This is a genomic window from Micromonospora sp. GCM10011541, assembly GCF_042650725.1.
GTDB lineage: Bacteria > Actinomycetota > Actinomycetes > Mycobacteriales > Micromonosporaceae > Micromonospora > Micromonospora sicca.
In genome coordinates this window covers 178,970-204,887 of sequence record NZ_JBHSBP010000055.1, presented here as the reverse complement: position 1 = coordinate 204,887, position 25,918 = coordinate 178,970, and the positions used below count along the sequence as shown (strand labels likewise).

The window sequence follows — 25,918 nt, the reverse complement described above, 5'->3', positions numbered from 1 at the left end:
GGGGACGGCCGCCCGCTGCGACGGTGCGTCGGAACGTCAGTGCACGGTGACCCGGGGGCCGGGGACCATGTCGCGGAGCTCCTCGGGGATCTCGGCGCCCATCTCGTCGGCGATCCGCAGCGCCTCCTCGATCAGCGTCTCGACGATCTGCGCCTCCGGGACCGTCTTCACGACCTGGCCCTTGACGAAGATCTGCCCCTTGCCGTTGCCCGAGGCGACGCCGAGGTCCGCCTCGCGGGCCTCACCCGGGCCGTTCACCACGCAGCCCATCACGGCGACCCGCAGCGGCACCGGCAGCCCCTCCAGGCCGGCGGTGACCTCCTCGGCCAGCTTGTAGACGTCGACCTGGGCCCGGCCGCAGGACGGGCAGGAGACGATCTCCAGGCCCCGCTCGCGCAGGCCCAGCGACTCCAGGATCGCGTTGCCGACCTTGATCTCCTCCACCGGCGGGGCCGACAGCGAGACCCGGATGGTGTCGCCGATCCCCTCGGCCAGCAGCGCGCCGAAGGCCACCGCCGACTTGATGGTGCCCTGGAACGCCGGGCCGGCCTCGGTCACGCCCAGGTGCAGCGGGTAGTCGCATTGCTCGGCGAGCTGGCGGTACGCCCGGATCATCACCACCGGGTCGTTGTGCTTGACCGAGATCTTGATGTCCCGGAAGCCGTGCTCCTCGAAGAGCGAGCACTCCCAGAGCGCCGACTCGACCAGCGCCTCGGCGGTGGCCTTGCCGTACTTGGCGAGCAGCCGCTTGTCCAGCGAGCCGGCGTTGACGCCGATCCGGATCGGCACCCCGGCGTCGCCGGCCGCCCTGGCGATCTCCTTCACCTTGTCGTCGAACTGCCGGATGTTGCCCGGGTTGACCCGGACGGCCGCGCAGCCGGCGTCGATCGCGGCGAAGACGTACTTCGGCTGGAAGTGGATGTCGGCGATCACCGGGATCTGCGACTTCTTGGCGATGGCCGGAAGCGCCTCCACGTCGTCCTGGCTGGGCACGGCGACCCGGACGATCTGGCAGCCGGACGCGGTCAGCTCGGCGATCTGCTGGAGCGTGGCGTTGACGTCGGCGGTGAGGGTGGTGGTCATGGACTGCACCGAGACCGGCGCACCCCCACCGACCGGTACGGAGCCGACCATGATCTGGCGGCTGACCCGACGCGGGGCGAGCGGCGGCGGCGGTACGGGGGGCATACCGAGACTGACAGCGGTCACTTCAGCACTCACCTTGGGAAGAGCGTGATCGGGTTGACGACGTCCGCGGTGATGGTCAGCAGCGTGAACACGCCACCGATCAGGATCACCGCGTACGTGATGGGCATGAGCTTGAGGTAGTCGACGCGGCCCGGGTCGGGACGGCCCAGCCGGGCGAAGAGCCAGGACCGGGCCCGCTCGAACCAGGCGATGGCGATGTGCCCGCCGTCCAGCGGGAGCAGCGGCAGCAGGTTGAACACGCCGATGAAGAAGTTCAGCGAGACGAAGAGCATGAAGAAGATCAACCAGGCGTTGTTCTCCACGGCCTCGCCGCCGAGCCGGCTGGCGCCGACCACGCTGATCGGGGTGTCCACGTCCCGCTCGCCGCCGGTGATGGCGGTCCAGAGGGCGGGGACCTTCTGCGGGATGCGCTGCATGGCGTGCACGGTCTCCACCGCCATGGTGCCGGTGAAGTCCGCGGTCGCGCCGAACGCGCCGACCGGCCCGTACGTCAGCCGGGCCGGGGTGCTGGGCTGGAGCGCGACGCCGAGCGCGGAGACCGCGGCGGTGGCGCCCTTGGGGTCGTCCAGCGGCGGGCGCTGCACGGACGCGAGGTCGACGGTGGCGGTGGCCGGTGTGCCGTCGCGCACGTACTCGACGGTGGCGGTGCCCGGCTTGGTGCCGCGTACCACGTCCAGCATGTCGCCCCAGCTGCTCACCGGCCGGCCGTTGACGGCGGTGATCCGGTCGCCGTCGCGGAGCTGGGCCTTGGCGGCCGGGCTGACCGGGTCGCCGGCCTGGCAGGCGCGGTTGGCGTTCTCCACCACCACGCAGGGGGCGAGGGAGACGACCGCGGGCTGGGCCCGGAACTCCTGCTCCGTGCTGGGGAAGTCCGGGTTGGGCAGGCCGGCGGACATGGCGATGACCCAGAGCGCGACCAGGGCCAGCGCGAAGTGGGTGATCGAGCCTGCGGACATCACGATCGTCCGCTTCCAGACCGGGTAGCGCCACATGGCCCGCGGCTCGTCGGCCGGGTCGACGTCGTCGTCCTGCGGCGTCATCCCGACGATCTTGCAGAAGCCGCCGAGCGGGATGCCCTTGACGCCGTACTCGGTCTCCCCCCGCCGGAACGACCACAGCGTCGGGCCGAAGCCGACGAAGTACCGGGTGACCTTCATCCCGAAAGCCTTGGCGGTGAGCATGTGCCCCGCCTCGTGCAGGCTCACCGAGATGAGGATCGCCAGGGCGAAGAGCACCACCCCGAGCAGGTTTGCCATCAAGCTCCTTCCACCGACGCCGCGATGATCTCCTGGGCGTGCGTTCGTGCCCACGACTCGGCGGCGAGCACGTCCTCGACGGTACCTGGTTCGGCGAAGTCCGGAGCGTCCTCCAACACCCGCTCGAGGGTGTCGACGATGCCGAGGAACGGCAGCCGCCCGGCGACGAAGGCCGCCACGCACTCCTCGTTGGCCGCGTTGTAGATCGCCGGCCGGCAGCGCCCGGCCGCACCGGCGGCCTTGGCCAGCGCGACCGCCGGGAACGCGGCGTCGTCCAGGGGGAAGAACTCCCAGGTGTGTGCCTTCGTCCAGTCGACCGCGGCGGCGGCCCCCGGCACCCGGTCCGGCCAGCCGAGGCCGAGCGCGATGGGCAGCCGCATGTCCGGCGGGCTGGCCTGCGCGAGGGTCGAGCCGTCGGCGAACTCGACCATCGAGTGGATCACCGACTGCGGGTGGACCATCACCTCGATGTCGGCATAGGGCACGTCGAACAGCTCGTGCGCCTCGACCACCTCCAGCGCCTTGTTGACCATGGTGGCGGAGTTGATCGTGACGACGGGACCCATGTTCCAGGTCGGGTGGGCGAGGGCCTGCGCGGGCGTGACCTCGGTCAACTCGTCGCGGCGCCGGCCCCGGAACGGGCCGCCGCTGGCGGTGACCACCAGCCGCCGCACCTCGCCGCGGGTGCCGCCGCGCAGGCACTGCGCCAGCGCCGAGTGCTCCGAGTCGACGGGAACGATCTGCCCCGGCCGCGTCACCGCGGCCTTCACCAGCGGGCCGCCGGCGACGAGGGACTCCTTGTTCGCCAGGGCGAGGGTACGGCCGGCGCGCAGCGCCGCGAGGGTGGGCGCCAGCCCGAGCGAGCCGACCACCCCGTTGAGCACCACGTCACACGGCCACCCGGCCAGTTCGGTCATCGCGTCGGGCCCGGCCACGATCTTGGGCAGCTTGAAGTCGCCGGTGGCCCAGCCGCGCCGGCTCGCCTCGGCGTAGAAGGCGAGCTGGAGGTCCTGCGCGGCGGACGCCTTCGCCACCCCGACCGCCTCCACGCCCAGTTCGAGGGCCTGCGCGGCGAGCAGCTCGACGTTGCCGCCGCCCGCGCCGAGCGCGACCACCCGGAACCGGTCGGGGTTGCGCCGGACTATGTCGATGGCCTGGGTACCGATCGAGCCGGTGGACCCGAGCAGGACGAGGTCGCGGGGAGAGGTCACCCGGCCATTCTTCCCCAGGCGTCCTGAACGCCCGCTGGGAGCCTCACTCCCCGCTGTCCGGTTCCTCCACCGGCGCCTCCTCGTCGAGCAGATCGGCCGGGTCGAACGAGAACGCGAGCTGCGCGGTCCACGGCTCGTCGTGCCACCCGCCGGATCGCACACCACGTGCGTTGCCGGCCCACGGCGCTGCCGGCGCTACGGCGTCGGGGGCCGGACCCGGTCGGGCGCCTGCGGTCCCTGCTCGCCGGACGGCTCGACCGGTGCGGTGGGCCGGGTGGGCGCGGCGGGGATGTGGGCGGCGAACAGGGCGGCGAGCTGGCGGTCCTGCTCGGGGGTGAGCGACCCGCGTGGGACGTCCCAGACCGCGAGGTTGCCGGGCTGCCAGAGCAGGTAGGCGAACGGCCGCACGGTGACCCGGCCGAAGGCCGCCCAGCTGACGCAGGACCGGGCGTACGCCGAACTCCACGCGACCCCGTCGTCGTCGAAGCGGTAGCTACGCGGCTGGAACCAGGCGGCGGGCAATCGCCGGACCGCCTGGCCGGGGAGAAGGAGGACCTTGAGCATCCAGCCGATACCGACGCCGAGTCCGAGGCAGCCGCAGAGGTAGGTCCACGCCGGCTCCGCGGTCAGCGCGGCGACGCCCGCGGCGGCCGTCACCAGGCCGGTGACGAAGTGTGTGGCGCCACTGCGGACCGTGCTGGCGGCGACGAGCCGTCGGGCGTACCCCCGGTCGCGCTGATGAGTGAATTCGATCTCCACGGCCGCCGACCCTACCGATCAACGGGCCTTACCGGTGTCCCGCGACGTCCGGGGGCCGCCGTCGTCAGCGCAGGTCCACCCGCACCGGTGGCAGAGGATGAGCGGGACGGGGTGTCCCTGGCCGAGCTGAGCCGGCACGTCGCCGCCCGCCCGACCTGGCGGTGTCGGGTCTGCGCCGCTCCCTGGCCCTGCCAGCCCGCCAAACTCGGCCTGCGCACCGAGTACGCCCACGACCGACCCGGCTTGGCCGTCTACCTCTGCCTGCTGATGCACGACGCGATCGCCGACCGGCTGCACCCGCCCCGACCAGGTCGATCCGGCAGAATTCTTCGCCCGCTTCCTCGGCTGGACCCGGCCCTGGCCCACGGTCCGCTAGGCAGCAGCCCGCGTCGGCGTCCCGCCCTTCGCCCTTTCGCCGCGGAAGACCAACCCTCGTCCGCGAAGGTGGGAGATCAGCTCGTCGCGCTGCTCCGCCGACAGGTCCACCGTCGTGACGGGAAGGAACTGCGCCTTGTTGAGCCGGAGAAGCAGCTGGTCCGGCATCAGCTCCACATCCATCACCGCCTCCCACCGAAACAGGGTGTCCAACTTCTCGGTCACCCGGCGTATCCCGTCGTCGCTGATTTCCCAGGTGCCCGGGGTGCCGAAGAGGTGCCAGCTGACGCGGACCGCCCGGCGGATCGACAGCAGCGGGAACAGCCACAGGCCACACACCGCGATGGCCGCCCAGCCGACGGCGAACGCCGGGTCGTCGAGCAACACCGCCACGACAGCAGCCACAGCGGCGAGAGCGCCGACGCTTCGCGTGAGAAGCATGGCGCGGCGGGACGCCCGACGGGTCGCGGCGACCAGTCGGCGGCGGTCAGGAACGTAGTCGAACCGCATGATCATGATTGCGGACGATAGACGTGAACCGCTGCTCGTCGCTCTCCCCCGAACGGCTACGACTCGGCGCGCAGCACAAAGGTCTCCAGTTCGGCCCCGGCGTACCAGTCGGTGCGGACGCCGAGGTGGGTCATGCCGAGCCGCCGCGCCACCGCCATCGACGCGTCGTTGCCCGCCATCACCACCGCGTAGACCTGCCGGGCGCCGGTCGCGAACTCCCGGTCGAGCACCGCCCGGGCCGCCTCGGTGGCGTAGCCGTGCCCCCAGGAGTCGGGGTGCAGGTGCCAGCCGACCTCGATGTCGTCGGTGGGGGTGACGCCGTCTCGGCCCGGCAGCGCCTTGAGCAGCACACTGCCCGCCGCCCGACCCGCGTTGCGGGGCTCGATCGCCCAGATGCCGTACCGGTCGCCGCACGGGGCGTACCGGTCCAGCCAGGACCGGACCCGCTCCGCCGCCTGCGCCGGGTCGGTCATCCGCCCCGATCCCCCGCCCAACCAGCGCATCACCTCGTCCCGCGAGTAGATGTCGTAGATCCGGTCCAGGTCCGCCTGGTCCTCGGTCCAGTCGCGGACCACCAGGCGGTCGGTCGAGACGATCGTCATGTCGGCGGATGGTAATGCGTGCCGGCTCGCCCCACAGGGAAGGAGATCCCGATGGGCGAGGGATGGCGGCGGGCGAAGCGGATCACCAGCGCGGCGTTCCGGCCGCTGTGTGGCCGGGATCTCTCGCTGCACGCCGCCGCGATCACCTTCTACGGGGCGATCGCGGTGGTGCCGGTGGCGCTGCTGGCGATCTGGCTGACCGGGCTGGTCGCCGGGGCCGACCGGGTCCGCCGGCTCACCTCGTACGCGATCAACACGCTGCCTACCGACATCGGCGCCAACCGGGCGGTGGCGGCGCTGGTCGATGCCGGGGTGGGGTTGACCCCGCTGCTGGCGCTGGCCTCGCTGCTGCCGGCCTCGCTGTACGGCGAGGGGCTGCGCCGGGCCTTCGTCTCGGTCGCCGAGCCGGGCGGCGAGAACGGGGCGCTGGTCGGCTGGCGCGGTCGGCTGCTGCTGCTGTCGATCCTGCTGGCCCTGCCGCTCACCACCCACCTGGTCCGGCGGGGCGGCTGGATCGGCGCGCTCGGCGTGGTGCTGTCCTTCCTGGCGACGTGGCTGGTGCTCACGCCGGTGCTGATGTGAGTCTTCCGGGTGGTCGGCCCGGCCGCGCCGGACTGGCTGGCGACGCTGGGGATGGGCCCGTTCACCGCGGCGAACCTCTCCGGCTTCCTGCATGGTTTCGTGCTCTTCTGCTCCCTGCCGCTGAACCTGGGCGTGCCGTTCGGCGGCCTCGATGAGGTCGGCGGCGGCGTCGCCGTGATCCTCTGGCTCTACCTCTTCCACGTGATCGTGCTGGCCGGTTACTCGGCGACGCTGGCGCTGAGCCGTTGGCGGGCCGTGCGGGTCGCGGCGCGCGGGTCGGCGGACTCGCGGATGCCGTAGCGGCGGTAGACCTTGGCGAGGGGGCCGGGGGCCCGGCGGTGACCGCCCGGTGTGCTGCCGATCGAGGTCGGGTACGCCTTCTCTCCGCCTGGACCCGCATCTACGGCCTGGTCGCGATGGAGGTCTCCGACCACCTGGCCTGGGCGGTGGACGAGCCGGAGGCGCTCTTCGAGACCGAACTGGTCGGTCTGCTCGCCCAGCTCCGGCCGGCGAACCCCTCCCCGCGAGCGGCCGCCCGGCACTAGGCTGCCCGGGCATGAGCGAAGCGAGTGAGCTGCCCGCCCGCGCCGACGTGGTGATCGTCGGATCCGGGCACAACGGTCTGGTCTCGGCGATCCTGCTGGCCCGCGCCGGCCTCGACGTGCTGGTGCTGGAGGCGGCCGAGGTGATCGGCGGGGCGACCCGCACCGAGAATCCGTTTCCGAAGGTGCCGGAGCTGCGCCACTCGACCGGGTCGTACCTGCTCGGGCTGATGCCGCCGGAGCTGCTCGCCGCGCTCGACGTGCGCATCCCGGTGCTGCGCCGCGACCCGCACTACTTCCTGCCCACCCCGGGCGGGCTCGGCTCGCCGTACCTGCTCTTCGGCAGCGACACCGCCGCCACCCGGCGGCAGCTCGCGGAGTTCTTCTCAACCGCCGACGTGGCCGCCGACGACGCCCTCCAGGCCGAGCTGGCCGCGCTCCGGGAGGACCTGGCGCCGGCCTGGCTGACCGAGCCGCTGCCGGTGGAGGAGACCGCCGAGCGGTACGTCCGGCCGGCGCTGCGACAGGCCTTCGTCGACCTGGTCCGCGGCTCGGTGGCCGACTACCTGGCCCGCTTCGACTTCCGCTCCGAGCTGCTGGTCAGCATGTACGCGGTCACCGACGGCCTCTCCGGGCTCAACGCCGGCCCGGACGACCCGGGCACCGGGCACAACTTCCTGGTGCACAACATGTGCCGGCTTCCCGGCGCGGGCGGCACCTGGATGATCGCCGAGGGCGGCATGGGCACCGTCTCGCGGACGTTCGCCGAGGCCGCCCGCACCGCCGGGGCGACGATCCGGACCGGCACGCCGGTCACCGCGATCACCCTCGACGGTGGCGCGGCGTCCGGTGTCGTGCTCGCCGACGGGCGGACGGTGGGCGCCTCCGTGGTGCTGGGGGCCTGCGACCCGTACCGGTTGATGGACCTGCTGCCCGACGGCGCGCTGCCGGCGCCGCTCGGCGAGCGGATGGCGGCGGTCCGCCGTCCCGGCACCACGCTCAAGCTGAACCTGGCGCTGACCGGGCTGCCCCGCTTCTCCTGCCTGCCGGCGGACGCGCCGAGCCCGTTCGGCTCGACCATCCACCTGCTGCCCGGCTCGGCGTCGCTGGTCGGGGCCGGCGGCGAGTCGCCGATGGCGGCGCTGCGCGCGATGTGGGCGGACGTGCAGGCCGGCCGGCTGCCCGAGGAGCCGACCATCGAGTGGTACCTGCACACCACCGTCGACCCGTCGCTGTCGGACCCGGCCGGGCACCACTCCTCGGCGCTCTTCGTCCAGTCGGTCCCCTACGAGCTGGCCGGCACCACCTGGGACGAGGCGCTGCCCGGCTACGTGTCCCGCCTGATCGAGATCTGCGAACGCTACGCCCCCGGCGCCGGCGACCTGATCGCCGACGCGGTGCCGCTCCCGCCGCCCGGCATCGAGGCGCACTTCGGCATCACCGGCGGCCACATCCACCACGTCGACAACACCGTCTCGTTCACCGACCGCATGCCGTACGCCACCGGCGTCGACGGGGTCTACGCCGGCAGCGCCGGCTGCCACCCCGCCGGCAGCGTCATCGGCGCCGCCGGCCACAACGCCGCCCGCCGCATCCTCACCGACCTCGGTCGCTGACCTCCCCGCCGGCTTCGGCGGAGAAACGGGGCAGGTCGCCGGGGCGGCGGATGAGAGAGAGGCCGACGAGCAGCAGGTAGAGGAGGAGGCTGAGGATCGGGTCGACGAAGACGAAGGCGAAGGCGATCAGATAGAGCGGTGGGCGCAGCAGCAGTCGCCGCGCGACCGCCCGGGCCAGCCGAGGATCCAGGTCGGGGTGGAGCAGCCGGTGCCGCCGAGCCCACCACCAGCTCAGGTTGAAGAAGAGCGACTCACCGAGCACGGTGCCGACGTAGAGGGCGGCGGTCAGCCGTTGCTCGGCCGCGCTGCCGCGCAGGTTGTCCGAGAGCAGGTCGGCGGTGAACGGGATCGCGGCCACGAAGAGCAGCAGGAGCAGGTTGAACACCAGCAGCACCTGATCCACCCGGACCACGTACCGCCACATGTTGTGGTGGCCGAGCCAGATCTGGCCGGCGATCCCGAAGGTGATCACGTACGCCAGGTAGGACGGCCAGGCGTGGGCGAGGGCGTCGGGGAGCTCCCTCCCGCCGGCCCTGGCCGGGCCGTACTGGAGCAGCTCGACGGCCATCACCGTCAGCACGACCGCGAAGATCCCGTCGCTGAACGTCTCCACCCGGGACGGGTCCCGGGCCATCTCCCGGTCCCGCCGGTACCGGTACTCCCTCTCTTCTCCGCCTGCCGCCGTCACGCCCCGCCCCGCTCTCGCTGGTGTCCGGTCGGTGCCGGTCTGCGACTTTCGCCACCCACCACCACTGCATAATCGCGCAGGGCGGGGCCGCGCGGGCGCGGATCGGAGGTGCGGCCGTCGCGCCGTCGGCGCGCCGGCCCGGTCGTCAGCTGAGCGCCTCGCCAGCGGGGGCGGGGGTCTGCTCGTCGGCGCGGTGGGCGCGGATCTTGTGGCCGACGCTGGTGAGGCAGCGACCGCTGGACAGGTCGAACCTCCAGCCGTGCAGCTGGCAGGTGAGCTGCTCGCCCTCCACGATGCCGAACCGGCTCAGGTCCGCCTTCAGGTGCGGGCAGCGGCGCTGCACCACCCAGCCGTCCAGCGTGATGTCCTCGGCGTCGACGGCCCGCTCGTGCTCGTCGTACCAGCCCTCGGCGTACTGGAGGCGCTCCTCGGAGAGGCACTTGAAGAAGGCGTAGACGAACTCGTTGTACTGGCCGATCCGGGCCGCGGAGAAGCGGCAGGAGAGGAAGAGCGAGTTGACCCAGTCCACCTCGCCGATGTGCAGCAGGTGCTCGATCAGCGCCCGCTCGGTGCGGAACCGGTAGCGGACCTTCTCGTCCGCGTACGGCCGGACCTCCTTGCCCGGGAAGTCCACCACGATGGACTCGACGCTCTCGCCGTCGTAGCCCACGAGGTCGAAGCGGACCGGGCCGCCGACCCCCTTGGCCAGGTAGATCGACTCGTCCAGCAGCGGCTCGATCCGGCGCTTCATCTCGCCGAGCACGTCCACCTCGGGGTGCCGCCACGACGCCTTCTCCGCCTCGATGACCGGGCGCTTGCGCTCCCGCATCTCCTCCAGGTGGGCGACCTTGTCCGCGAAGAACTCCTCCACCGGCACCGGGTGGGTGGTGGTCGCGCCCTCGGTGGTGATCTCGGCGACGCTGCCGGGCAGCAGCACGATGCCGTTGGTGCCGCCGACCTTGGCGTACTCCGCCAGGAAGACCGACTGGTCGGGGAAGATGTTGCCCTCGTCGCCGTGGATGTCGTTGAACTGCCACAGCGCGTCATCGAGGAAGCAGGGCGGCCCGGCGATCGGGAAGACGTGGTCGGCCTTCAGGTCGTCGATGTAGCGCCAGGTGCGGTCGAACTGCCGGTCCCGCTTCTGCTTGCCGAACGCGGTCTTGGCCGCCTGCGGCAGCTCGTAGACCATCGGATACCAGATCGCGCCGGAGAACTGGAGCAGGTGCGCGTGCACGTGACCCAGCTCGGCGAAGACGGTCAGGTCCGTCGGGCGGGCGTCGTTCTGGTTGAGCAGCCGGACGCCGTCGTACTCCACCCAGAGCGAAGAGTCACCGATCGGGCCGTCGGTCGGGCTGGTCAGCGCCTGGATCATGATCTTCAGGCCGCCGGGCAGGTCCACGACCTGCTCGTTCGGCGCCTTGAGGAACTTCGTGAAGCCCAGCTCCCGCAGCTCGTCCTCCATCTCCGAGGTGGGGAACTCGGGGAGCAGGACGGTCGCGTCCTTCGAGACGTGGTCGCGCAGCTGCTTGGCGTCGAAGTGGTCCCGGTGCAGGTGCGAGACGTACAGATAGTCGACCTGACCCAGGGTCTCCCAGTCCAGCAGCGAATTGTCCGGAAAAGGGAACCAGGAGGCGAAGTAGGCCGGATTGACCCACGGGTCGCACAGGATGCTGCCCGCGGCCGTGTCGATCCGCATGCTGGCATGTCCCGTACCGGTCACTCGCACCGCAGTCCCCCTCAAAAAGACAATCAAGGTGTACGTCAAGACGCTACCTGAGGCAGTGTGGTCGCCGACCCGCGACGCCGCTAGTGCCGATCCGCCCCGCCGACCAGGGTCCGACGACCCTGGCCGGATCAGCCCTCGACCGTGCCGGTCCACCTCCGCCACTCCGGCGCGGCCGCCCGCCAGCTCTCCAGCAGGGCGGGGATCTCGTCGACCGGGGCGGCCAGGCTCACCCGCTGCTCGCCGGTGACGGCGTGGTCGGCGTCGTGGTTCAGGGTGTCCTCGCTGCAACAGGTGCAGATCGCCGCGAAGCTGCTCCACGGCTCCGCCCCGTAGTCCCGCTCCTCGAAGACCGCGACCAGGGCGCGCACATCGTCCGCCCGGGCCACGTCGACCCGGACCACCGAGGTCGGGAGCGCAGACTCCCGCCACAACAGCAGCTCGTCGAAGACGGGGTAGCTACGGCCGTCGACCTCCCGCCGCCCCTTTGGTTCGCCGTCGTGCACCACGATCTCGCCGAACCGGCGCCCCGACTCCGGTGTGGGCACGCTCAACACCCGGGCCCGGGTCGGGCAGAGCCGGCGCGTCCAGACCACCTCGGCGGGCCCGGTCGGGTTGAGCCGGACCAGGCCCGGCCCGAGATCCTCGGCGATCTCGCCCTCGCCGTCGGGCAGGTCCACCCCGAAGCCCCGCCAGGCGTCCCGGGCGGTGGCCCAGTCCTCCATGATCGTCGCCGCGATGCCCAGGTTCCAGAACGCCGGGTCCTGGCTGTCCCGCTCCGCCCGCGCCGCCGCCTCCCGGCCCAGCTCGTACGCCTTCGCCCAGTTGCGCAGGAACTTGTGCGCCAGCGCCGCGTCGTACCACCAGATCCCGGCACCGGAGTGGTCCGGGTGCCGCCGCGCCAGCCGCTCCAGCAGCTCGGCGGCGACCGGCCAGTTCTCCGCCTCCCACGCCTCGTACGCCGTCTTCAGTACCTCACGGTCGTCCGCGCGGGTCATGCCGTCCCCCAGACAGGTCGGACCCTGCGCCGGGGCCGGCGCGGGGCGTGCCAGACTAACCGGAGATCCGATCGCGAGGGAAGGACCGACAGTGGCAGGAAGCGAGCCGGTAACCGCGCCAGATCAGCACAAGCCCGGGCACCGCAAGTCCGGGCGGATCGGGGCGGTGCTCTCGGCGGTGGCGTTGGTGCTCATGGCGCTCTGCGGCAACCACGAGGGCAAGGTCGAGGACATCTGGCTGGTCGGGCTCGCCGTGCTGCTGCTGGCCATCGTCATCGGCGACTCGGTGCTGCGCCGCAACGGCCTGCGGCACTGACCCGGCCCGGCGCCCAGGACCAGCAACGCGCGAAGGCCCGCCCCCGTCGGGGGGCGGGCCTTCGTCGTCGTACCGGCTCAGCGGCCGAAGAGGATGTCCTGCACGTCCTTGAGGGCGGCGTCGACCTCGGCTTCGAAGTAGCCACCGGGCACCAGGCCGAAGCGCAGGGTGTCCAGGTCCTTCGGGTTGACCGGCATCGGATTGCGGCCCTGCATGCCGCCGAGCAGGCTCTCGAAGAAGCGGTCCACCTGGTCCGGGTCGTAGCCGCTGCCGAAGCGGCGCACCTGGAAGCTGCGCCGGATCTGGTCGACCCGGTAGAGGTCGCTGCCGGGCGGGCCGGCCATCGGGGGGCCGACCATCGGCGGGCCACCGACCGGCGGACCGGCCATCGGCGGACCCCCGCCCATGCCCTGCTGCGGCAGGGCCGGCGGGCCGGCCGGGCCACGGCCGCGCATGTCCCGCAGCTCCCGTTCGGACATCCGGATCTCGGCGGTCATGTCGGCACGCCCGTGCCGGCCGGCCTCGAAGCCGTCGAAGCGCTGGTCGTCCTGGCCGTACCCGCCCGGCTCCTGGCCGTACCCGCCGGGCTCCTGGCCGTACCCGCCCGGCTCCTGGCCGTACCCGCCAGGGCCCGGGGGCAGGCCGCGCGACGGCGGGCCGCCGTGTCCCATCGGGGCGCCCGGACCCATCGGGCCGGGGCCACCCGGGCCGCGCGGCGCGTCGTACCCGCCACGGGGGGCGTCGTACCCGCCGGCGAAGGCGCCGGTCGGCTCGTCGTACCGGCCGTAGCGGTCGGCGGGCGGGCCGGCCTGCGCGGGCATCGCCCGGGGCGGCATCGGCGGCTGCGGCACCGGCGACAGGCCGCGGTCGTCGCGCATCGGCGGGCCGAGCCGGTCGCCCATCCGGGGATCGCCGCCCCGCCCACCGGGGACGCCCCCGCGCTCCTCCAGCTCGGCCAGCTGCCGCTCGACCCGGTCCAGGTGCAGGTCTACCTGCCACTCGTCGTAGCCGTTGAAGCGGACCCGGAAGACGACGTCGTGGACCTCCTGGGAGGCCACGGGCGCGCCGACCGGCTGGCCGGCGAGGGTCGCCTCGACCCGGTCCAGGAAGGCGTCCACCTCGTCGACCTTGTATCCCCGGCGGAGCGCCTTACGCCGGAAACGCTGACCCTGACTCGCCACTATGTCTCCTGGTCTCGTTCGCTACGCCCGGTCACGCCGTTGCTTCGCACGGCGGGTCGGTGTCCCTGTCCTCGGCGGCGGCGAGCTGCCCACACGCGCCGTCGATTTCGCGTCCCCGGGTGTCCCGCACCGTGGTCGACACCCCGGCGTCGCGCAACCGCCGGACGAACTCCCGCTCGACCGGCTTCGGGCTGGCGTCCCAGCGGCTGCCCGGAGTCGGGTTGAGCGGGATGAGGTTCACGTGGGCCAGCTTGCCGGCCAGCAGCCGTCCGAGCAGATCGGCTCTCCACGGCTGGTCGTTCACGTCCTTGATCATCGCGTACTCGATCGACACGCGACGCCCCGTCGTGGCCGCGTAGTCCCACACCGCGTCCAGCACCTCGGACACCTTCCAGCGCTGGTTGACCGGGACGAGTTCGTCGCGCAGCTCATCATCGGGGGCGTGCAGCGACAACGCAAGAGTCACTGAGAGTTCTTCGCTGGCCAGTCGGCGGATGGCCGGAACCAGCCCCACCGTGGAAACGGTGATGTGGCGCTGGGACAGGCCGAGCCCCTCGGGGGCGGGGGCGACCAGCCGGCGGATCGCCCCGACGACCCGCGAGTAGTTGGCCAGGGGCTCGCCCATGCCCATGAAGACGACGTGTGACAGCCGCGGCGGCGACCCGGCGACCGCGCCGGAGGCGGCCACCCCGGCCAGGTAGACGGCCTGGTCGACGATCTCGGCGGTGGAGAGGTTGCGGGTCAGCCCGGCCTGGCCGGTGGCGCAGAACGGGCAGGCCATGCCGCAGCCGGCCTGGCTGGAGATGCAGACGGTGACCCGGTCCGGGTAGCCCATCAGCACGCTCTCCACCAGCGAACCGTCGTGCAGCCGCCACAGCGCCTTCCGGGTGGCCCCGTCGTCGCAGGCCAGCTCGCGTACCGGGGTGAGCAGGGCGGGCAGCAGCGACCCGGCGAGCCGCTCCCGGGTGGCCGCCGGCAGGTCGGTCATCTGCGCGGGGTCGCGGACCAACCGGCCGAAGTAGTGGTTGGAGACCTGCTTGGCGCGGAAGGCCGGCTCACCGAGCTCGGTGACGAGCGCCTGCCGACCCGGCAGGTCCAGGTCGGCGAGGTGACGGGGAGGCATCGCGGGCCGGCGGCCGCGGGCGTCGGGGTCTACGGAGATCAGTGGCAGGCTCGTCATGGCGCGTCCAGTCTGACACGCCGGGAGCGGGACGCCGCCGTCCGTCCGTGCCGAATCGGCCCCGACCGCGCGGAGGAGGCGCGCCAGCCGACGTGATTCATGCCTCAGCCCACCACCGGCACGAGGACCGCCAGCAGCAGGTACGCCGTCGGCACCGCGAAGAGGATCGAGTCGAGCCGGTCCATCAGGCCGCCGTGCCCGGGGAGCAGGTTGCTCATGTCCTTCACGCCGAGATCCCGCTTGATCATCGACTCGGCGAGGTCACCGAGGACCGCCGCGCAGGAGATCGCCACCCCGAACAGCGCGCCCCACCAGGGGGGCACGTCGAACAGCAGCCAGATCAGCAGGGCACTGCCGGCGGCCGCCGCGGTGACCGACCCGGCGAAGCCCTCCCAGGACTTCTTCGGGCTGATCGAGGGCGCCATCGGGTGCTTGCCGAACGCCACGCCGGCCGCGTACCCGCCGGTGTCGGAGAGGACCACGGCGACCAGGGTGACCAGCACCCGCAGGCGGCCGTCCCCGGGGGCGGCGGCCAGCATCGCCGCGAAGCCGCCGAGGAAGGGCACGTACACCGCGATCAGGGTGGCCGCGGTGAGGTCGCGCTGGTAGTTGCCCGGGCCGTCGCCCAACCGCCAGATCATCGTGCCCAGCACGGTGACCAGCAGGCCGAGGCTCAGCGCGTCCGGGCCGGCGAACCAGCCCAGGCCGACGGTGATCGCCCCGCCGGCGACCAGCGGGACCAGCGGCGGATGGGCCCCGCCACGGCGCACCGCGCGGGCCATCTCCCAGGTGCCGACCGCCACGGCGGCGACCACGACACCGAGGAACGCCGGCGGGTAGAGGAAGAGCGGCACCAGGATCGCCGCGCCGAGGCCGACCCCGACCGCGATCGCGGCCGGCAGGTTCCGGCCGGCCCGGCTCGGCGCGGGCTGCTGGGTGGGCGGCCGGTCGGCGCTGGCCCGCCGCCGCCCCCGGGAGGGGCGGCCCGACGGCCGCTCGGGTTCCGGGTCAGGTTCGTCCCGGATCGGGGCGATCTGGGCGGTCGGGTACTCGTCGTCCGGCGGGCCGGGCCGGTCACCCCACGGCCCGCCCCCGGGGTGGCGCCGGTCCAGGCCGGCCGGATGGCGGGGGCCGCCGTCGCGCAGATCCCGCTCGTCGCGGCCGGCAGGGCGGTAGCCGGCGCGGTCGGGCCCGCCGTCCTGGTAGCCGGCGCGGTCGGGCCCGCCGTCCCGGAAGCCAGCACGGTCGGGCCCGCCGCCCCGGAAGCCAGCACGGTCGGGCCCGCCGTCCCGGAAGCCAGCACGGTCGGGCCCGCCGCCCCGGTAGCCGGCACGGTCGGGCCCGGCGTCCCGGTAGCCGGCGCCCCACCGGGGGCCGTCGTCAGGGTCGGCGTCCCGGTAGCCGCGGTCGGCACCGTGGATCCGGTCGTCGGGGTGGCCGAGGTCGGCACGGTCGGGGACCCGGCGACCGGGGGCGGCGTCACGCCGGTCGCGGTACGGGTGGCCCGGGCCGTCGGTGGCCCGGTCCGGGCGGCCGTTGGCGCGGCCGGGACGCTCGTCGTACGGGCCGGGCCGACGGCCGGCGACGTCCGGCCGGGCGTACGGGTCGCCGGCCGGGCCGGGATACGGGTCGGCCGCGGGTCGGGCCCGGCCGGGCGGCTCGGCGTACAGCTCGGGGTTGGCGCCCGGACGACGCCACGGCCCGGGCTCGAGGTCAGACTCGGGCCAGGGCAGCGCGGGCGGACGGTCCGGTCGGTCCCAGCCGCGGGGCTCGGCAGCGCCGTAGGGGTCGGGGTGGGACATCACGCACCGAGCGAACGCGGTACGAGTTCCACCACTTGACGCAAGACCAAGACCATCCCCTACAGGCGTGACTGTTCCGGTTGACCGGCGCGACGGCTGGCCGATCCCCGCCGTTCACCCCGTGGTGGGGCGGGAATCGTGCCGAGCCTACTGCACCCGGGAACCCGGCACGGCGGACGATGGCCCACCACGACGACGGCACCGGGTCCACCACCCGGGCGGGTGGCGGCACACCGGTGCCGTGACGGTCGTCGGGCGGCTCAGACCTCGAGCAGCTCGGCTTCCTTGTGCTTGACCAGCTCGTCGACGGTGGCGACGTACCGCTGGGTCAGGTCGTCCAGGTCCTTCTCCGCGCGGCGGCCCTCGTCCTCGCCGACCTCGCCGTCCTTGACCAGGCGGTCCAGCTCTTCCTTGGCCTTGCGGCGGATGTTGCGGACGGCCACCTTGGCCTCCTCGCCCTTGTGCCGGGCGACCTTGATCATCTCGCGGCGCCGCTCCTCGGTCATCTGCGGGAGCAGGATGCGGAGCTGGTTGCCCTCGTTGTTCGGGTTGACGCCGAGGTCCGAGTCGCGGATCGCCTTCTCCATGGCATTGATCTGCGAGTTGTCGTACGGCTTGATGATCACCATGCGCGGCTCGGGGACGCCGATGGACGCCATCTGGGGCAGCGGGGTGGGGGTGCCGTAGTAGTCGATGATGACCTTGGAGAACATGGCGGCGTTGGCGCGACCGGTGCGGATGGCGCCGAACTCCTCCTTGGCGTGCTCGACCGCACGCTCCATCTTCTCCTCGGCCTCGAGGAGGGTGTCGTCGATCACCGGTCTCCTCGCCTCCTTCTGTTGCTCGTCGTGGGCTCTGCTGATGTGGTGTCGGAGGACCGCCGGCCGCGCCGGCGGGACGCTCAGGCGGTGATCAGGGTGCCGATCTTCTCACCGCCGACCGCCCGGACGATGGTGTCGTCACCCTGCGCGCCGAAGACCAGCATCGGCAGGCCGTTCTCCATGCAGAGGCTGAACGCCGCCGCGTCGGCCACCCGCAGGTTGCGGCGCAGCGCCTCGGAGAAGGTGATCGTGTCCAGCTTGCTGGCGGTCGGGTCGACCCGGGGGTCCGCGGTGTAGACCGCGTCCACGCCGTTCTTGCTCATCAGCACCACGTCGGCGCGGATCTCCAGCGCCCGCTGGGCGGCGACCGTGTCGGTGGAGAAGTACGGCATGCCGGCGCCCGCGCCGAAGATCACCACGCGGCCCTTCTCCAGGTGCCGGATGGCCCGCAGCGGGATGTACGGCTCGGCGACCTGGGCCATGGTGATCGCGCTCTGCACCCGGGTCTCGATGCCCTCCTTCTCCAGGAAGTCCTGGAGGGCCAGGCAGTTCATCACCGTGCCGAGCATGCCCATGTAGTCGGCCCGGGCCCGGTCCATGCCGCGCTTCTGCAACTCGGCGCCGCGGAAGAAGTTGCCGCCGCCGACCACCACCGAGACCTGCACACCGCGGCGGACCACGGTGGCGATCTGCCGGGCGATGGCCTGCACGACGTCCGGGTCGACACCGATCGCGCCGCCGCCGAAGACCTCGCCGGAGAGCTTCAGCACCACCCGGCGGGCCCGGCCGGGCGGTGGGGCGGTGGGATCATCCGCCGCCAGGCTCCGGTCACTCACAACCTGCGTCATCCGCCCCGCCCCTCCCGTCGCGCACCTTCGCGTGCGCCGCGTGCCTGCCGCTGCAGACCCTATGTGACGAGGAGGCCGCGGTGCCTGTCACGTACACCGGCGGCCTCCTCGTCGACGTTGCTTGCCCACGGGCGCGTCACGCGCCCGAGCTGGCGGCTCAGGCCTGGCCGACCTCGAACCGCAGGAAGCGCGTCACCTCGATGCCGGCCTCGGCCAGCATCTGCTTCACCGACTTCTTGTTGTCGGCCACCGACGCCTGCTCGATCAGGACGTAGTCCTTGAAGAAGGCGTTCACCCGGCCCTCGACGATCTTCGGCAGCGCGGCCTCGGGCTTGTTCTCCTCGCGGGCGGTCTGCTCGGCGATGCGCCGCTCGGACTCGACGACCTCAGCCGGCACCTCGTCCCGGGTGAGGTACTTCGGCCGCATGGCGGCGACCTGCATGGCGACACCGCGGGCGTCGGCGTCGCCGGCCTCGTCGGTCTTGCCCGCGTACTCCACCAGCACGCCGACGGCCGGCGGCAGGTCCTGGCTCTTGCGGTGCAGGTAGACCGCGACGTTGCCGTCCAGCTTGGCGAAGCGGTTCAGCACCAGCTTCTCGCCGATCTTGGCGGACTGCTCCTGGATCAGCTCGGCAACCGGCTTGCCGTCGATCGAGCTGGCGAGCAGCTCCTCGGCGGTGCTGACGCCGCTGCGCTCGCCGTGCTCGACGAGCTGCTGGGCCAGGGCGATGAAGGCGTCGTTCTTGGCGACGAAGTCGGTCTCGCAGTTGAGCTCGAGCAGCGCCTTGCCGGAGTGGGCGATCAGGCCGTTCGCGGCGGTGCGGCCGGCCCGCTTGCCGACGTCCTTGGCACCCTTGACGCGCAGGATCTCGATGGCCTTGTCGAAGTCGCCCTCGGCCTCGGTCAGCGCCTTCTTGGAGTCCATCATGCCGGCGCCGGTGAGGTCGCGGAGCTTCTTGACGTCCGCGGCGGTGAAGTTGGACATGACTCTCTCTTCGGTGTTGAGACTGCGGTGGGATGGTCTGGCTGCCGGGTTACCCGGATCCGGGCCGGATGTTCCCGGCGGATCCGCCGCGCCCCACCGGCCGCAAAAACGGACGGTGGGGACGCGGCGGCGCGATCACTCCGCGGCGGCGGCCGCCGGCTGCTCGGCCTGCGGCTGCTCGGCCGGCTGCTGCTCGGCCGGCTGCTGCTGCACGGCCGGCTGCTGCACGTCGGCCTTCTTCGGCTCCTCCAGCAGCTCGCGCTCCCACTCGGCCAGCGGCTCGTCGGTGCCGACCTGGCCCGGCTCCGGCTTCTCGTCGCCGCCCCGGCGACGGCCGGAACGGGCGATCAGACCGTCGGCGACGGCGGCGGCCACGACCTTGGTCAGCAGCTCCGCCGACCGGATGGCGTCGTCGTTGCCCGGGATCGGGAAGTCGACCTCGTCCGGGTCGCAGTTGGTGTCGAGCACGGCGATCACCGGGATGCCCAGCTTGCGGGCCTCGTCGACGGCGATGTGCTCCTTCTTGGTGTCGACCACCCAGATCGCGGCCGGCAGCTTCTGCATGTCCCGCAGACCACCCAGGGTGCGGGTCAGCTTGATCTTCTCGCGGGAGAGCTGCAGCGTCTCCTTCTTGGTGTAACCGGCGGCGGTGCCGCTCAGGTCACCCAGGGCCTCCAGCTCCTTCATCCGCTGCAGGCGCTTGTACACCGTCTGGAAGTTGGTCAGCATGCCGCCCAGCCAGCGGTGGTTGACGTACGGCTGGCCGACCCGGGTCGCCTGCTCGGAGATGGCCTCCTGGGCCTGCTTCTTGGTGCCGACGAAGAGGATGCTGCCACCCTCGGCGACGGTGTTACGCACGAAGTCGTACGCCTTCTCGATGTAGTCGAGGGTCTGGCGCAGGTCGATGATGTAGATGCCGTTGCGCTCCGTCATGATGAAGCGCTTCATCTTCGGGTTCCAGCGCCGGGTCTGGTGCCCGAAGTGGACACCGCTCTCCAGCAGCTGACGCATGGTCACGACGGCCATGGTGGGGTACTCCTCAAGATCCCTGGTTGTCACGCCCGGCCGGTGGCCGGGCGTCCTGGCGCCTGGTCGCCGGCCGTGGTGGGCCCGACCAAGATCGGGACCAGGGAGGCCGTCGCCCCACGGGGAACCGTGGAGAGGGCGCGCGAGGTCGACCGCGCGAGGCGGTCGCCAGTCGACCAGTGTACGCCCCTTCTCCGCCCGCCGGTCCCGGGGTGCGGGAACGTCCCGCACCGTCACTTTCCAGGCATACCGCCCGGACCGGTCCCCGGCGTCCCGCCCCGGCCCCGCCGCGCGCCGAGCCCGGTCCGGCCCGGCGACGCCGGGCGACCGGCCCGTGCTCGACCCGGCGATGCCGGGCGCCCAGCCCGGGCGGGCGGCGATGCGGGATGGGACCGCTCAGCGGGCGCCGAGCGCGGCGGCGACGAAGAGCACCAACCCGACGGTCAGGTAGGCCGTCGGCGGGCGGAGCCAGCCCCGGCTGCCCTCGGCGAGCGCCAGCCCACCGGTGCGCAGCCCGTACAGGCCGGTGGCGAAGATCGGCAGCCCGGCCACCAGGAACGTCCCCACCACCACGTCGGGGGCGGAGACGGGGTCGCCCACCAGGCCGTGCAGGAGGACCCGCAGGGCGGGGGCCTCGAAGAGGAGCGTCAGCGCCGCGAGGACCACCGCCAGCGCCGGCCGACGGGTCCGGTAGACGCCGTCGCCGGCCGGCGGGGCGTCGAGCCGGGGCGCGACCGCCGGCATCGGACCGGTCGGCATCTCCAGCGGATTCGGGGCCGGACCGCCCACCGGTTCGAGGGACGGGGCGGGGCCGCCCGGCCGGTCCCCGACGACGAGCGGGGTCGGACCGGCATGGGTCGGGCCGGACGGACGCTCGCCCACCGCGAACGGCGGCACCGCGGCGTGGGTCGGCTCGGCCGGACGGGCCGGCTCGACGATCGGGTAGCCGCCGGGGGGAGCGGGTCGCAGCGCGTCCGGCAGCCGGTCGGCGCCGAGCGGGTCCGGCCCGGCGACACCCTCCCGGGCGCCGGCGGCGAGCTGATCCACGCCCTCCCGGGCCGCCCGGCGGCCGCCGCGCTCACCGGGCAGCTCGCCGGAGACCTCGGGGTCCTCCCCGCGTCGCGACCGGGACGGCCGGTAGCCGTCGGTTTCCGGGTGCCCGTCACCGAGCCGGTCGGCCGCACCGAAGCGACCCGATTCGCCGTACCGGGAGTTCACCGGGTCGGCGTACCGGCCCTCGTCCGCGCCGTCGCGCTGCTCCGGGGTCCGGAGGTCGTCGTCGCGGTAGCGCGGGTCGCCCGCTCCGCGCCAGTCCGGTTCGGCGTACCCGCGGTCGCTCCAGTGCGACCCCTGCTGATCCTCGGGAAAGCTCCGTCGTCCGTCCACGACGGGCACGCTATGCGAACGGCTCCACGGACGCCATCCGGCCGTCGGACGACGCCGCCCAGCTCAGTCCGGCGCGGATCCGGTCATCGCCGGCGCGCGTCTGGTCCCTTAGCACGGTCCAGGCATGATCGTCCGGCCGTCCACAGCCCTCCCGCTTGTCCACAGGCAGACCGGGCGGGACGACCGGGCCGACCGGGCAGCGCCCACCCTGGCCGCCATGACGAAGCGGAACCAGGCCGTCGGCGCGTACGGGGAGCGGTGCGCGGTCCGACACCTGATCGAGGCGGGACTGCGGCCGGTCGCCCGGAACTGGCGCTGCCCGGACGGCGAGATCGACATCATCGCCTGGGAGGGCGGCGTGCTCGCCTTCTGCGAGGTGAAGACCCGCCGTACGGACGACTTCGGCAGCCCGGCCGAGGCGGTCGTACCGGCCAAGGCGCGCCGGCTGCGCGGCCTGGCCGCCCGGTGGCTGGCCGAGACGGGCACGACCGCCGACGAGGTGCGCTTCGACGTGCTCGCGGTCCGGCTGTCCGCGGCGGGCGCGGCCCGGGTCGACCACCTCAAGGGCGCGTTCTGAGATGGGCGGTCCGGCATGAGCGAGCGCAGCGAGCGAATCCTCAGGGCAGCGCGGTATGAGGCTCAGGCCGGCGCCGAGCGAAGCGAGGTGCCCGCATGAGCTACGCCAAGGTGCTCGGCGCGGGCCTGGTCGGGGTGACCGGGCACGTGGTGGAGGTGGAGGCCGACCTCGCGCCGGGATTGCCGGCGGTGGTCATCTCCGGCCTGCCCGACACCGCCCTGCACGAGGCCCGGGACCGGGTCCGCGCCGCCATCGTCAACTCCGGCGAGAAATGGCCGAACCGGCGGATCACCCTCAACCTGCTCCCCGCCGACCTGCCGAAGTACGGCTCCGCGTTCGACCTGGCCATCGCCACCGCTCTGCTCGGCGGCGCCGGCGAGCTGCCGCTGGCGCCGCTGGAGCGGGTGGTGGTCCTGGGCGAGCTGGGGCTGGACGGCACCGTCCGACCGGTCCGCGGCGTGCTGCCGATGGTGGCCGCCGCGGCCAAGGCGGGGCTGGGCCGGGTCATCGTGCCGGTCGCCAACGCGGCCGAGGCGGCGGTGGTCCCCGGCGTCCGCGTCCGGGCGGTCGACACCCTGCACCGGCTGGTCGGTTTCGTCCGGGACGGCACGTCGCTGCTGGAACCCCCGCCCACCGGCCCGACGGCGCCCCCGGCCGGGCCGGATCTGGCCGACGTGGCCGGCCAGGGGCTGGGCCGGCGGGCGTTGGAGGTGACCGCCGCCGGCGGTCACCACCTCGCGCTGCTCGGGCCGCCCGGCGCCGGCAAGACAATACTGGCCGAACGCCTGCCGTCGATCCTGCCCGAGCTGGACGACGACGCCGCGCTGGAGGTCACCGCGCTGCACTCGATCGCCGGCGTGCTGCCGTCGGACGGGCGGCTGCTGCGCCGCCCGCCGTTCCAGGCGCCGCACCACACCGCCACCGTGCCGGCGCTGGTCGGTGGGGGTGCCGGGCTGGCCCGCCCGGGCGCGGTGTCGCTGGCCCACCGCGGGGTGCTCTTTCTCGACGAGGCGCCGGAGTTCAGCAAGGGCGCCCTGGAGGCGTTGCGCCAGCCGCTGGAGCACGGCTGGATCCGGCTGGCCCGGACCCGGGGCGGCACGGAGTACCCGGCACGGGTGCAGCTGGTGCTGGCCGCCAATCCCTGTCCCTGCGCGAAACCGGGCGGCGACACGCAGTGCGAGTGCAGCCCGCTGACCCGGCGCCGCTACCTGGGGCGGCTTTCCGGGCCCCTGCTGGACCGGATCGACGTGCAGGTGACCGTGCTGCCGGTGCGGGCGGCCGAACTGATGGCGACGGGGGGCGCGAACGAGTCCTCGGCCACCGTCGGCGCGCGGGTCGCCACGGCCCGCGCCGCGGCGGCCGAGCGCTGGGCCCCGGTCGGCCGCCGGCTCAACGCCGAGATACCCGGACCGCTGCTGCGCCGCTCGCCCTGGCGGTTGCCGGGTCACGACACCGGAGAGCTGCGCGCCCGGCTGGACAGCGGGTCGCTCTCGGCCCGCGGCTTCGACCGGATCATCCGGTTGGCGTGGACGATCGCCGACCTGGACGGGCGGGACCGGCCGGACCGGGAGGACGTCCGGGAGGCGATCGGACTACGGACGGGAGAGGAAGCATGAGCGGGGACGAGGAGTCAAATACGGCGGACCGGCTGGCCCGGGTCGCGTTGACCTGGCTGACCGAACCGGGCACCTGGTCGGTGCACCGGCTGGTGGAGCGGCTCGGGGCGCCGGCCGCCCTGGCGCTGCTCTGCGACGGCGGCGCGCCGGAGGAGAAGCTGCACGCCACCGTGGCGGCCCGGCTGGCCGCCGGTGACCCCCGGGCCGCCGCGGCCCGGGCGCTGGAGCGGACGGATCGGCTCGGCGCGCGGATCGTCACGCCCGACGACGACGAGTGGCCGGTCGGCGTCGACGAACTGCGCCGCCTCGCCCTCTCCGGCGCCAGCCGCCGGGTGGACACCGAGACGGCCCCACCGCTCTGCTTCTGGGTACGCGGCGCCTGGCCGCTGGCCGAGGCGATGGCCCGGTCGGTGGCCGTGGTCGGCGCCCGCGCCGCCACGTCGTACGGCGTGCACGTGGCCACCGAACTCGGCTACGGCCTGGCGGACCGGGAGTGGTCGGTGGTCTCCGGCGGGGCGTTCGGGATCGACGCCGCCGCGCACCGGGGCGCGTTGAGCGCCGGTGGGCTGACCGTGGCGGTGCTGGCCTGCGGGGTGGACCGGCCCTACCCGATGGGCAACGCCGCCCTCTTCGACCGGATCGCCGAGACGGGGCTGCTGGTGAGTGAGTGGATGCCGGGCGCCGAGCCGCTCCGGCCGCGGTTCCTGATCCGCAACCGGGTGATCGCCGCCGCCACCCGGGGAAGCGTGCTGGTGGAGGCGTCCGCGCGCAGCGGGGCGACCCAGACCATGCGCCGGGCGCTGGCCATCGACCGACCGGGAATGGTGGTGCCCGGTCCGGTCACCTCGGCCATGTCGGTCGGCGCCCACGAACTGCTCCGGGAGCAACCCGCAGCCCGACTCGTCACCGGGGTCGCGCACGTGCTGGAGGAGGTGGGCCGGATCGGCGCCGACCTGGCGCCCCCGGCCCGCGGCCCGCGACGCCCGGCCGACGAGCTCGACGACGAGGCCGCCCTGGTGCTGGAGTCCCTGCCACGCCGAGGGCTGCGCAGCCCGGACGCGGTGGCCGCCGGCGCCGGGGTGGGCGTACGGGTGGCGTTGCGCAAGCTGTCCCTGTTGGAGGAGTTGGGGCTGGTGGTCCGCCGCGACGGCGGGTACGCGCTCGCCCCACCGCCGGAGCGGCGTGCGGCCGGCGCCCGCCCGGCAGGCGCGCCGCCACCGCCCGAATGAGTGCGCCCCGCCGCCCGAATGAGTCCGCCTAACCGCCGACATGGCTCCGCCCGCCGCCGCCGGGCCGAGTCATCCCCGCCGCCGAGATGGCTCCGCCAGCCGGCCGGAGGGGGATGGCCCACCGGGGCCGGGTCGGTCGGCTCAGTCGCCCTCGAAGCGGATCTCCACCTCCCGGCTGGTCAGGCAGCGGCGGGTGAGCTGCGCGAGCTGGCGGACCTGGTCCACCTCCGCGGGCGCGCGGGCCACCTCGGCCAGGCAGCCCAGCTCGGCGAGGAGTTGTGGCGCCGCCTCGGCGGCGACCACCAGCTCGCCGAGCGGATCGACGCGGTCCAGCAACGGCGTACGACCCCCGCCCCGCACCCGCTTCAACAGGTCCAGCAGAACGTCGTCGGGATCGGCGACCACCCCGGCCGCGATGTGCGACGGACGACCCCGACCGGGCCCGGCCCGGACCAGCCGATAGAGGACGGCATCCACACCCACGATCGGTCCCCCTCCTCCCGTCGGCGTCACCTAGCCGGATCGACGCCGCTCCGTTCCGCCTCGCGAATCACCCTTCCGCGCCACGCGCCCGGCTCGACACCGTGACACCCGCGCCCCGTCCGACAACCGGCTGGCCCCAGGGCCAGCCCCACACCGTGATGCCGCCGCGCCGGTCCGAAGCCCTGACACCCCGGCCCGCCCCCGAGTCAGTCCGGCACGGCCGGGCGGCCGGCGCACTCGGGGCAGGCTGGGGATCAGCAGCCGCACCGGCGCGGCCCTTGTCACGTCCGCTCGGCGGCCCTGCCCACCGTCCTCTTCGTACGACCAGTTTCTCCTGTCCAGGGCCCGGTCAGCCACCCCCGACGGCGCGTCGATCCGCGACACGGTGCCGGTGCCC

Annotated in this window: 24 protein-coding genes and 1 pseudogene; 7 read left to right on the top strand and 18 right to left on the bottom strand. The window is 73.5% G+C overall.

Annotated features, from left to right (window positions below; all coding sequences use genetic code 11):
• Positions 1-36 precede the first annotated feature (36 nt).
• The 6 genes from ispG to ACFOYX_RS23070 all read right to left on the bottom strand — a co-directional run bounded on the left by ispG (position 37) and on the right by ACFOYX_RS23070 (position 5,922).
• A complete protein-coding gene (gene ispG / locus ACFOYX_RS23095) occupies positions 37-1,209 on the bottom strand; it encodes a flavodoxin-dependent (E)-4-hydroxy-3-methylbut-2-enyl-diphosphate synthase (RefSeq protein WP_109804823.1) in 1,173 nt (390 codons plus the stop codon).
• Between the two features lie 8 nt (positions 1,210-1,217).
• Positions 1,218-2,465 carry a site-2 protease family protein gene (locus ACFOYX_RS23090; protein WP_322440768.1) on the bottom strand — a complete coding sequence of 416 codons (1,248 nt, stop codon included), beginning with the start codon at positions 2,463-2,465 and terminating at the stop codon, positions 1,218-1,220.
• Complete coding sequence (gene dxr / locus ACFOYX_RS23085) at positions 2,465-3,676, bottom strand: 1-deoxy-D-xylulose-5-phosphate reductoisomerase (protein ID WP_322440769.1); 1,212 nt, start codon at positions 3,674-3,676, stop codon at positions 2,465-2,467. The genes ACFOYX_RS23090 and dxr overlap by 1 nt, the downstream gene beginning before the upstream one ends.
• A 195-nt stretch (positions 3,677-3,871) precedes the next feature.
• Entirely contained in the window at positions 3,872-4,435 is a 564-nt protein-coding gene (locus ACFOYX_RS23080; protein ID WP_322440770.1) for a YcxB family protein, read from the bottom strand.
• Positions 4,436-4,807: 372 nt separating this feature from the next.
• A complete protein-coding gene (locus tag ACFOYX_RS23075) occupies positions 4,808-5,326 on the bottom strand; it encodes a YcxB family protein (RefSeq protein WP_322440771.1) in 519 nt (172 codons plus the stop codon).
• 50 nt (positions 5,327-5,376) lie between these two features.
• Positions 5,377-5,922: a GNAT family N-acetyltransferase gene (locus ACFOYX_RS23070; protein ID WP_322440772.1), complete on the bottom strand. Its 546-nt coding sequence runs from the start codon at positions 5,920-5,922 to the stop codon at positions 5,377-5,379.
• Between the two features lie 51 nt (positions 5,923-5,973).
• On the opposite strand from ACFOYX_RS23070, the pseudogene ACFOYX_RS23065 reads away from it, so the two are divergent.
• The 3 genes and pseudogenes from ACFOYX_RS23065 (at position 5,974) to ACFOYX_RS23055 (ending at position 8,662) form a co-directional block, all read left to right on the top strand.
• Positions 5,974-6,804 (top strand): annotated as a pseudogene (locus tag ACFOYX_RS23065) (YhjD/YihY/BrkB family envelope integrity protein).
• 38 nt (positions 6,805-6,842) lie between these two features.
• On the top strand, positions 6,843-7,049 hold the full coding sequence (locus ACFOYX_RS23060) for a hypothetical protein (protein WP_336634838.1): 207 nt from the start codon (positions 6,843-6,845) through the stop codon (positions 7,047-7,049).
• 11 nt (positions 7,050-7,060) lie between these two features.
• The gene (locus tag ACFOYX_RS23055) at positions 7,061-8,662 is read left to right on the top strand and encodes an NAD(P)/FAD-dependent oxidoreductase (RefSeq protein WP_322440775.1); all 1,602 of its coding nucleotides are present in this window, start codon (positions 7,061-7,063) and stop codon (positions 8,660-8,662) included.
• Here ACFOYX_RS23055 and ACFOYX_RS23050 read toward each other — a convergent pair.
• From ACFOYX_RS23050 to ACFOYX_RS23040, 3 genes are all read right to left on the bottom strand, one after another.
• Entirely contained in the window at positions 8,643-9,296 is a 654-nt protein-coding gene (locus ACFOYX_RS23050) for a TMEM175 family protein (protein WP_322440820.1), read from the bottom strand. The two genes, ACFOYX_RS23055 and ACFOYX_RS23050, sit on opposite strands and share 20 nt — an antisense overlap.
• A 199-nt stretch (positions 9,297-9,495) precedes the next feature.
• Complete coding sequence (locus ACFOYX_RS23045; protein ID WP_322440776.1) at positions 9,496-11,076, bottom strand: Rieske 2Fe-2S domain-containing protein; 1,581 nt, start codon at positions 11,074-11,076, stop codon at positions 9,496-9,498.
• 128 nt (positions 11,077-11,204) lie between these two features.
• A complete protein-coding gene (locus ACFOYX_RS23040) occupies positions 11,205-12,071 on the bottom strand; it encodes a tetratricopeptide repeat protein (RefSeq protein ID WP_322440777.1) in 867 nt (288 codons plus the stop codon).
• Positions 12,072-12,162: 91 nt separating this feature from the next.
• Here ACFOYX_RS23040 and ACFOYX_RS23035 point away from each other — a divergent pair, with 91 nt between their 5' ends.
• Positions 12,163-12,387 carry a DUF2631 domain-containing protein gene (locus tag ACFOYX_RS23035; RefSeq protein WP_236648443.1) on the top strand — a complete coding sequence of 75 codons (225 nt, stop codon included), beginning with the start codon at positions 12,163-12,165 and terminating at the stop codon, positions 12,385-12,387.
• Positions 12,388-12,464: 77 nt separating this feature from the next.
• Here the strand turns inward: ACFOYX_RS23035 and ACFOYX_RS23030 are convergent, their stop codons facing one another.
• The 8 genes from ACFOYX_RS23030 to ACFOYX_RS22995 form a co-directional block, all read right to left on the bottom strand.
• Positions 12,465-13,568, bottom strand: a complete 1,104-nt coding sequence (locus ACFOYX_RS23030; protein ID WP_322440778.1) for a DivIVA domain-containing protein — start codon at positions 13,566-13,568, stop codon at positions 12,465-12,467.
• A 31-nt stretch (positions 13,569-13,599) separates the two neighbouring features.
• On the bottom strand, positions 13,600-14,748 hold the full coding sequence (gene rlmN, locus ACFOYX_RS23025) for a 23S rRNA (adenine(2503)-C(2))-methyltransferase RlmN (RefSeq protein WP_322440779.1): 1,149 nt from the start codon (positions 14,746-14,748) through the stop codon (positions 13,600-13,602).
• A gap of 104 nt (positions 14,749-14,852) precedes the next feature.
• Positions 14,853-16,169, bottom strand: a complete 1,317-nt coding sequence (locus ACFOYX_RS23020) for a phosphatidate cytidylyltransferase (RefSeq protein ID WP_377534385.1) — start codon at positions 16,167-16,169, stop codon at positions 14,853-14,855.
• Between the two features lie 641 nt (positions 16,170-16,810).
• Entirely contained in the window at positions 16,811-17,368 is a 558-nt protein-coding gene (frr, locus tag ACFOYX_RS23015) for a ribosome recycling factor (RefSeq protein ID WP_109804834.1), read from the bottom strand.
• Positions 17,369-17,451: 83 nt separating this feature from the next.
• Positions 17,452-18,219, bottom strand: coding sequence for a UMP kinase (pyrH, locus tag ACFOYX_RS23010; RefSeq protein WP_238453436.1), 768 nt, complete (start codon positions 18,217-18,219; stop codon positions 17,452-17,454).
• A 157-nt stretch (positions 18,220-18,376) separates the two neighbouring features.
• Positions 18,377-19,204 carry a translation elongation factor Ts gene (gene tsf / locus ACFOYX_RS23005; RefSeq protein ID WP_109804348.1) on the bottom strand — a complete coding sequence of 276 codons (828 nt, stop codon included), beginning with the start codon at positions 19,202-19,204 and terminating at the stop codon, positions 18,377-18,379.
• Positions 19,205-19,339: 135 nt separating this feature from the next.
• Positions 19,340-20,230, bottom strand: coding sequence for a 30S ribosomal protein S2 (gene rpsB / locus ACFOYX_RS23000; RefSeq protein ID WP_322440780.1), 891 nt, complete (start codon positions 20,228-20,230; stop codon positions 19,340-19,342).
• Positions 20,231-20,626: 396 nt separating this feature from the next.
• Positions 20,627-21,625, bottom strand: a complete 999-nt coding sequence (locus ACFOYX_RS22995; protein WP_322440781.1) for a hypothetical protein — start codon at positions 21,623-21,625, stop codon at positions 20,627-20,629.
• A gap of 208 nt (positions 21,626-21,833) precedes the next feature.
• On the opposite strand from ACFOYX_RS22995, the gene ACFOYX_RS22990 reads away from it, so the two are divergent.
• From ACFOYX_RS22990 to ACFOYX_RS22980, 3 genes are all read left to right on the top strand, one after another.
• Positions 21,834-22,193 (top strand): YraN family protein, encoded by a 360-nt coding sequence (locus ACFOYX_RS22990; RefSeq protein WP_322440782.1) that lies wholly within the window; start codon positions 21,834-21,836, stop codon positions 22,191-22,193.
• 95 nt (positions 22,194-22,288) lie between these two features.
• Positions 22,289-23,809, top strand: a complete 1,521-nt coding sequence (locus ACFOYX_RS22985; protein ID WP_322440783.1) for a YifB family Mg chelatase-like AAA ATPase — start codon at positions 22,289-22,291, stop codon at positions 23,807-23,809.
• Entirely contained in the window at positions 23,806-25,038 is a 1,233-nt protein-coding gene (locus ACFOYX_RS22980) for a DNA-processing protein DprA (RefSeq protein ID WP_322440784.1), read from the top strand. Before ACFOYX_RS22985 ends, ACFOYX_RS22980 begins: the two co-directional genes overlap by 4 nt.
• Positions 25,039-25,179: 141 nt before the next feature.
• Here the strand turns inward: ACFOYX_RS22980 and ACFOYX_RS22975 are convergent, their stop codons facing one another.
• A complete protein-coding gene (locus ACFOYX_RS22975; protein ID WP_109802503.1) occupies positions 25,180-25,521 on the bottom strand; it encodes a hypothetical protein in 342 nt (113 codons plus the stop codon).
• Positions 25,522-25,918: the final 397 nt, after the last annotated feature.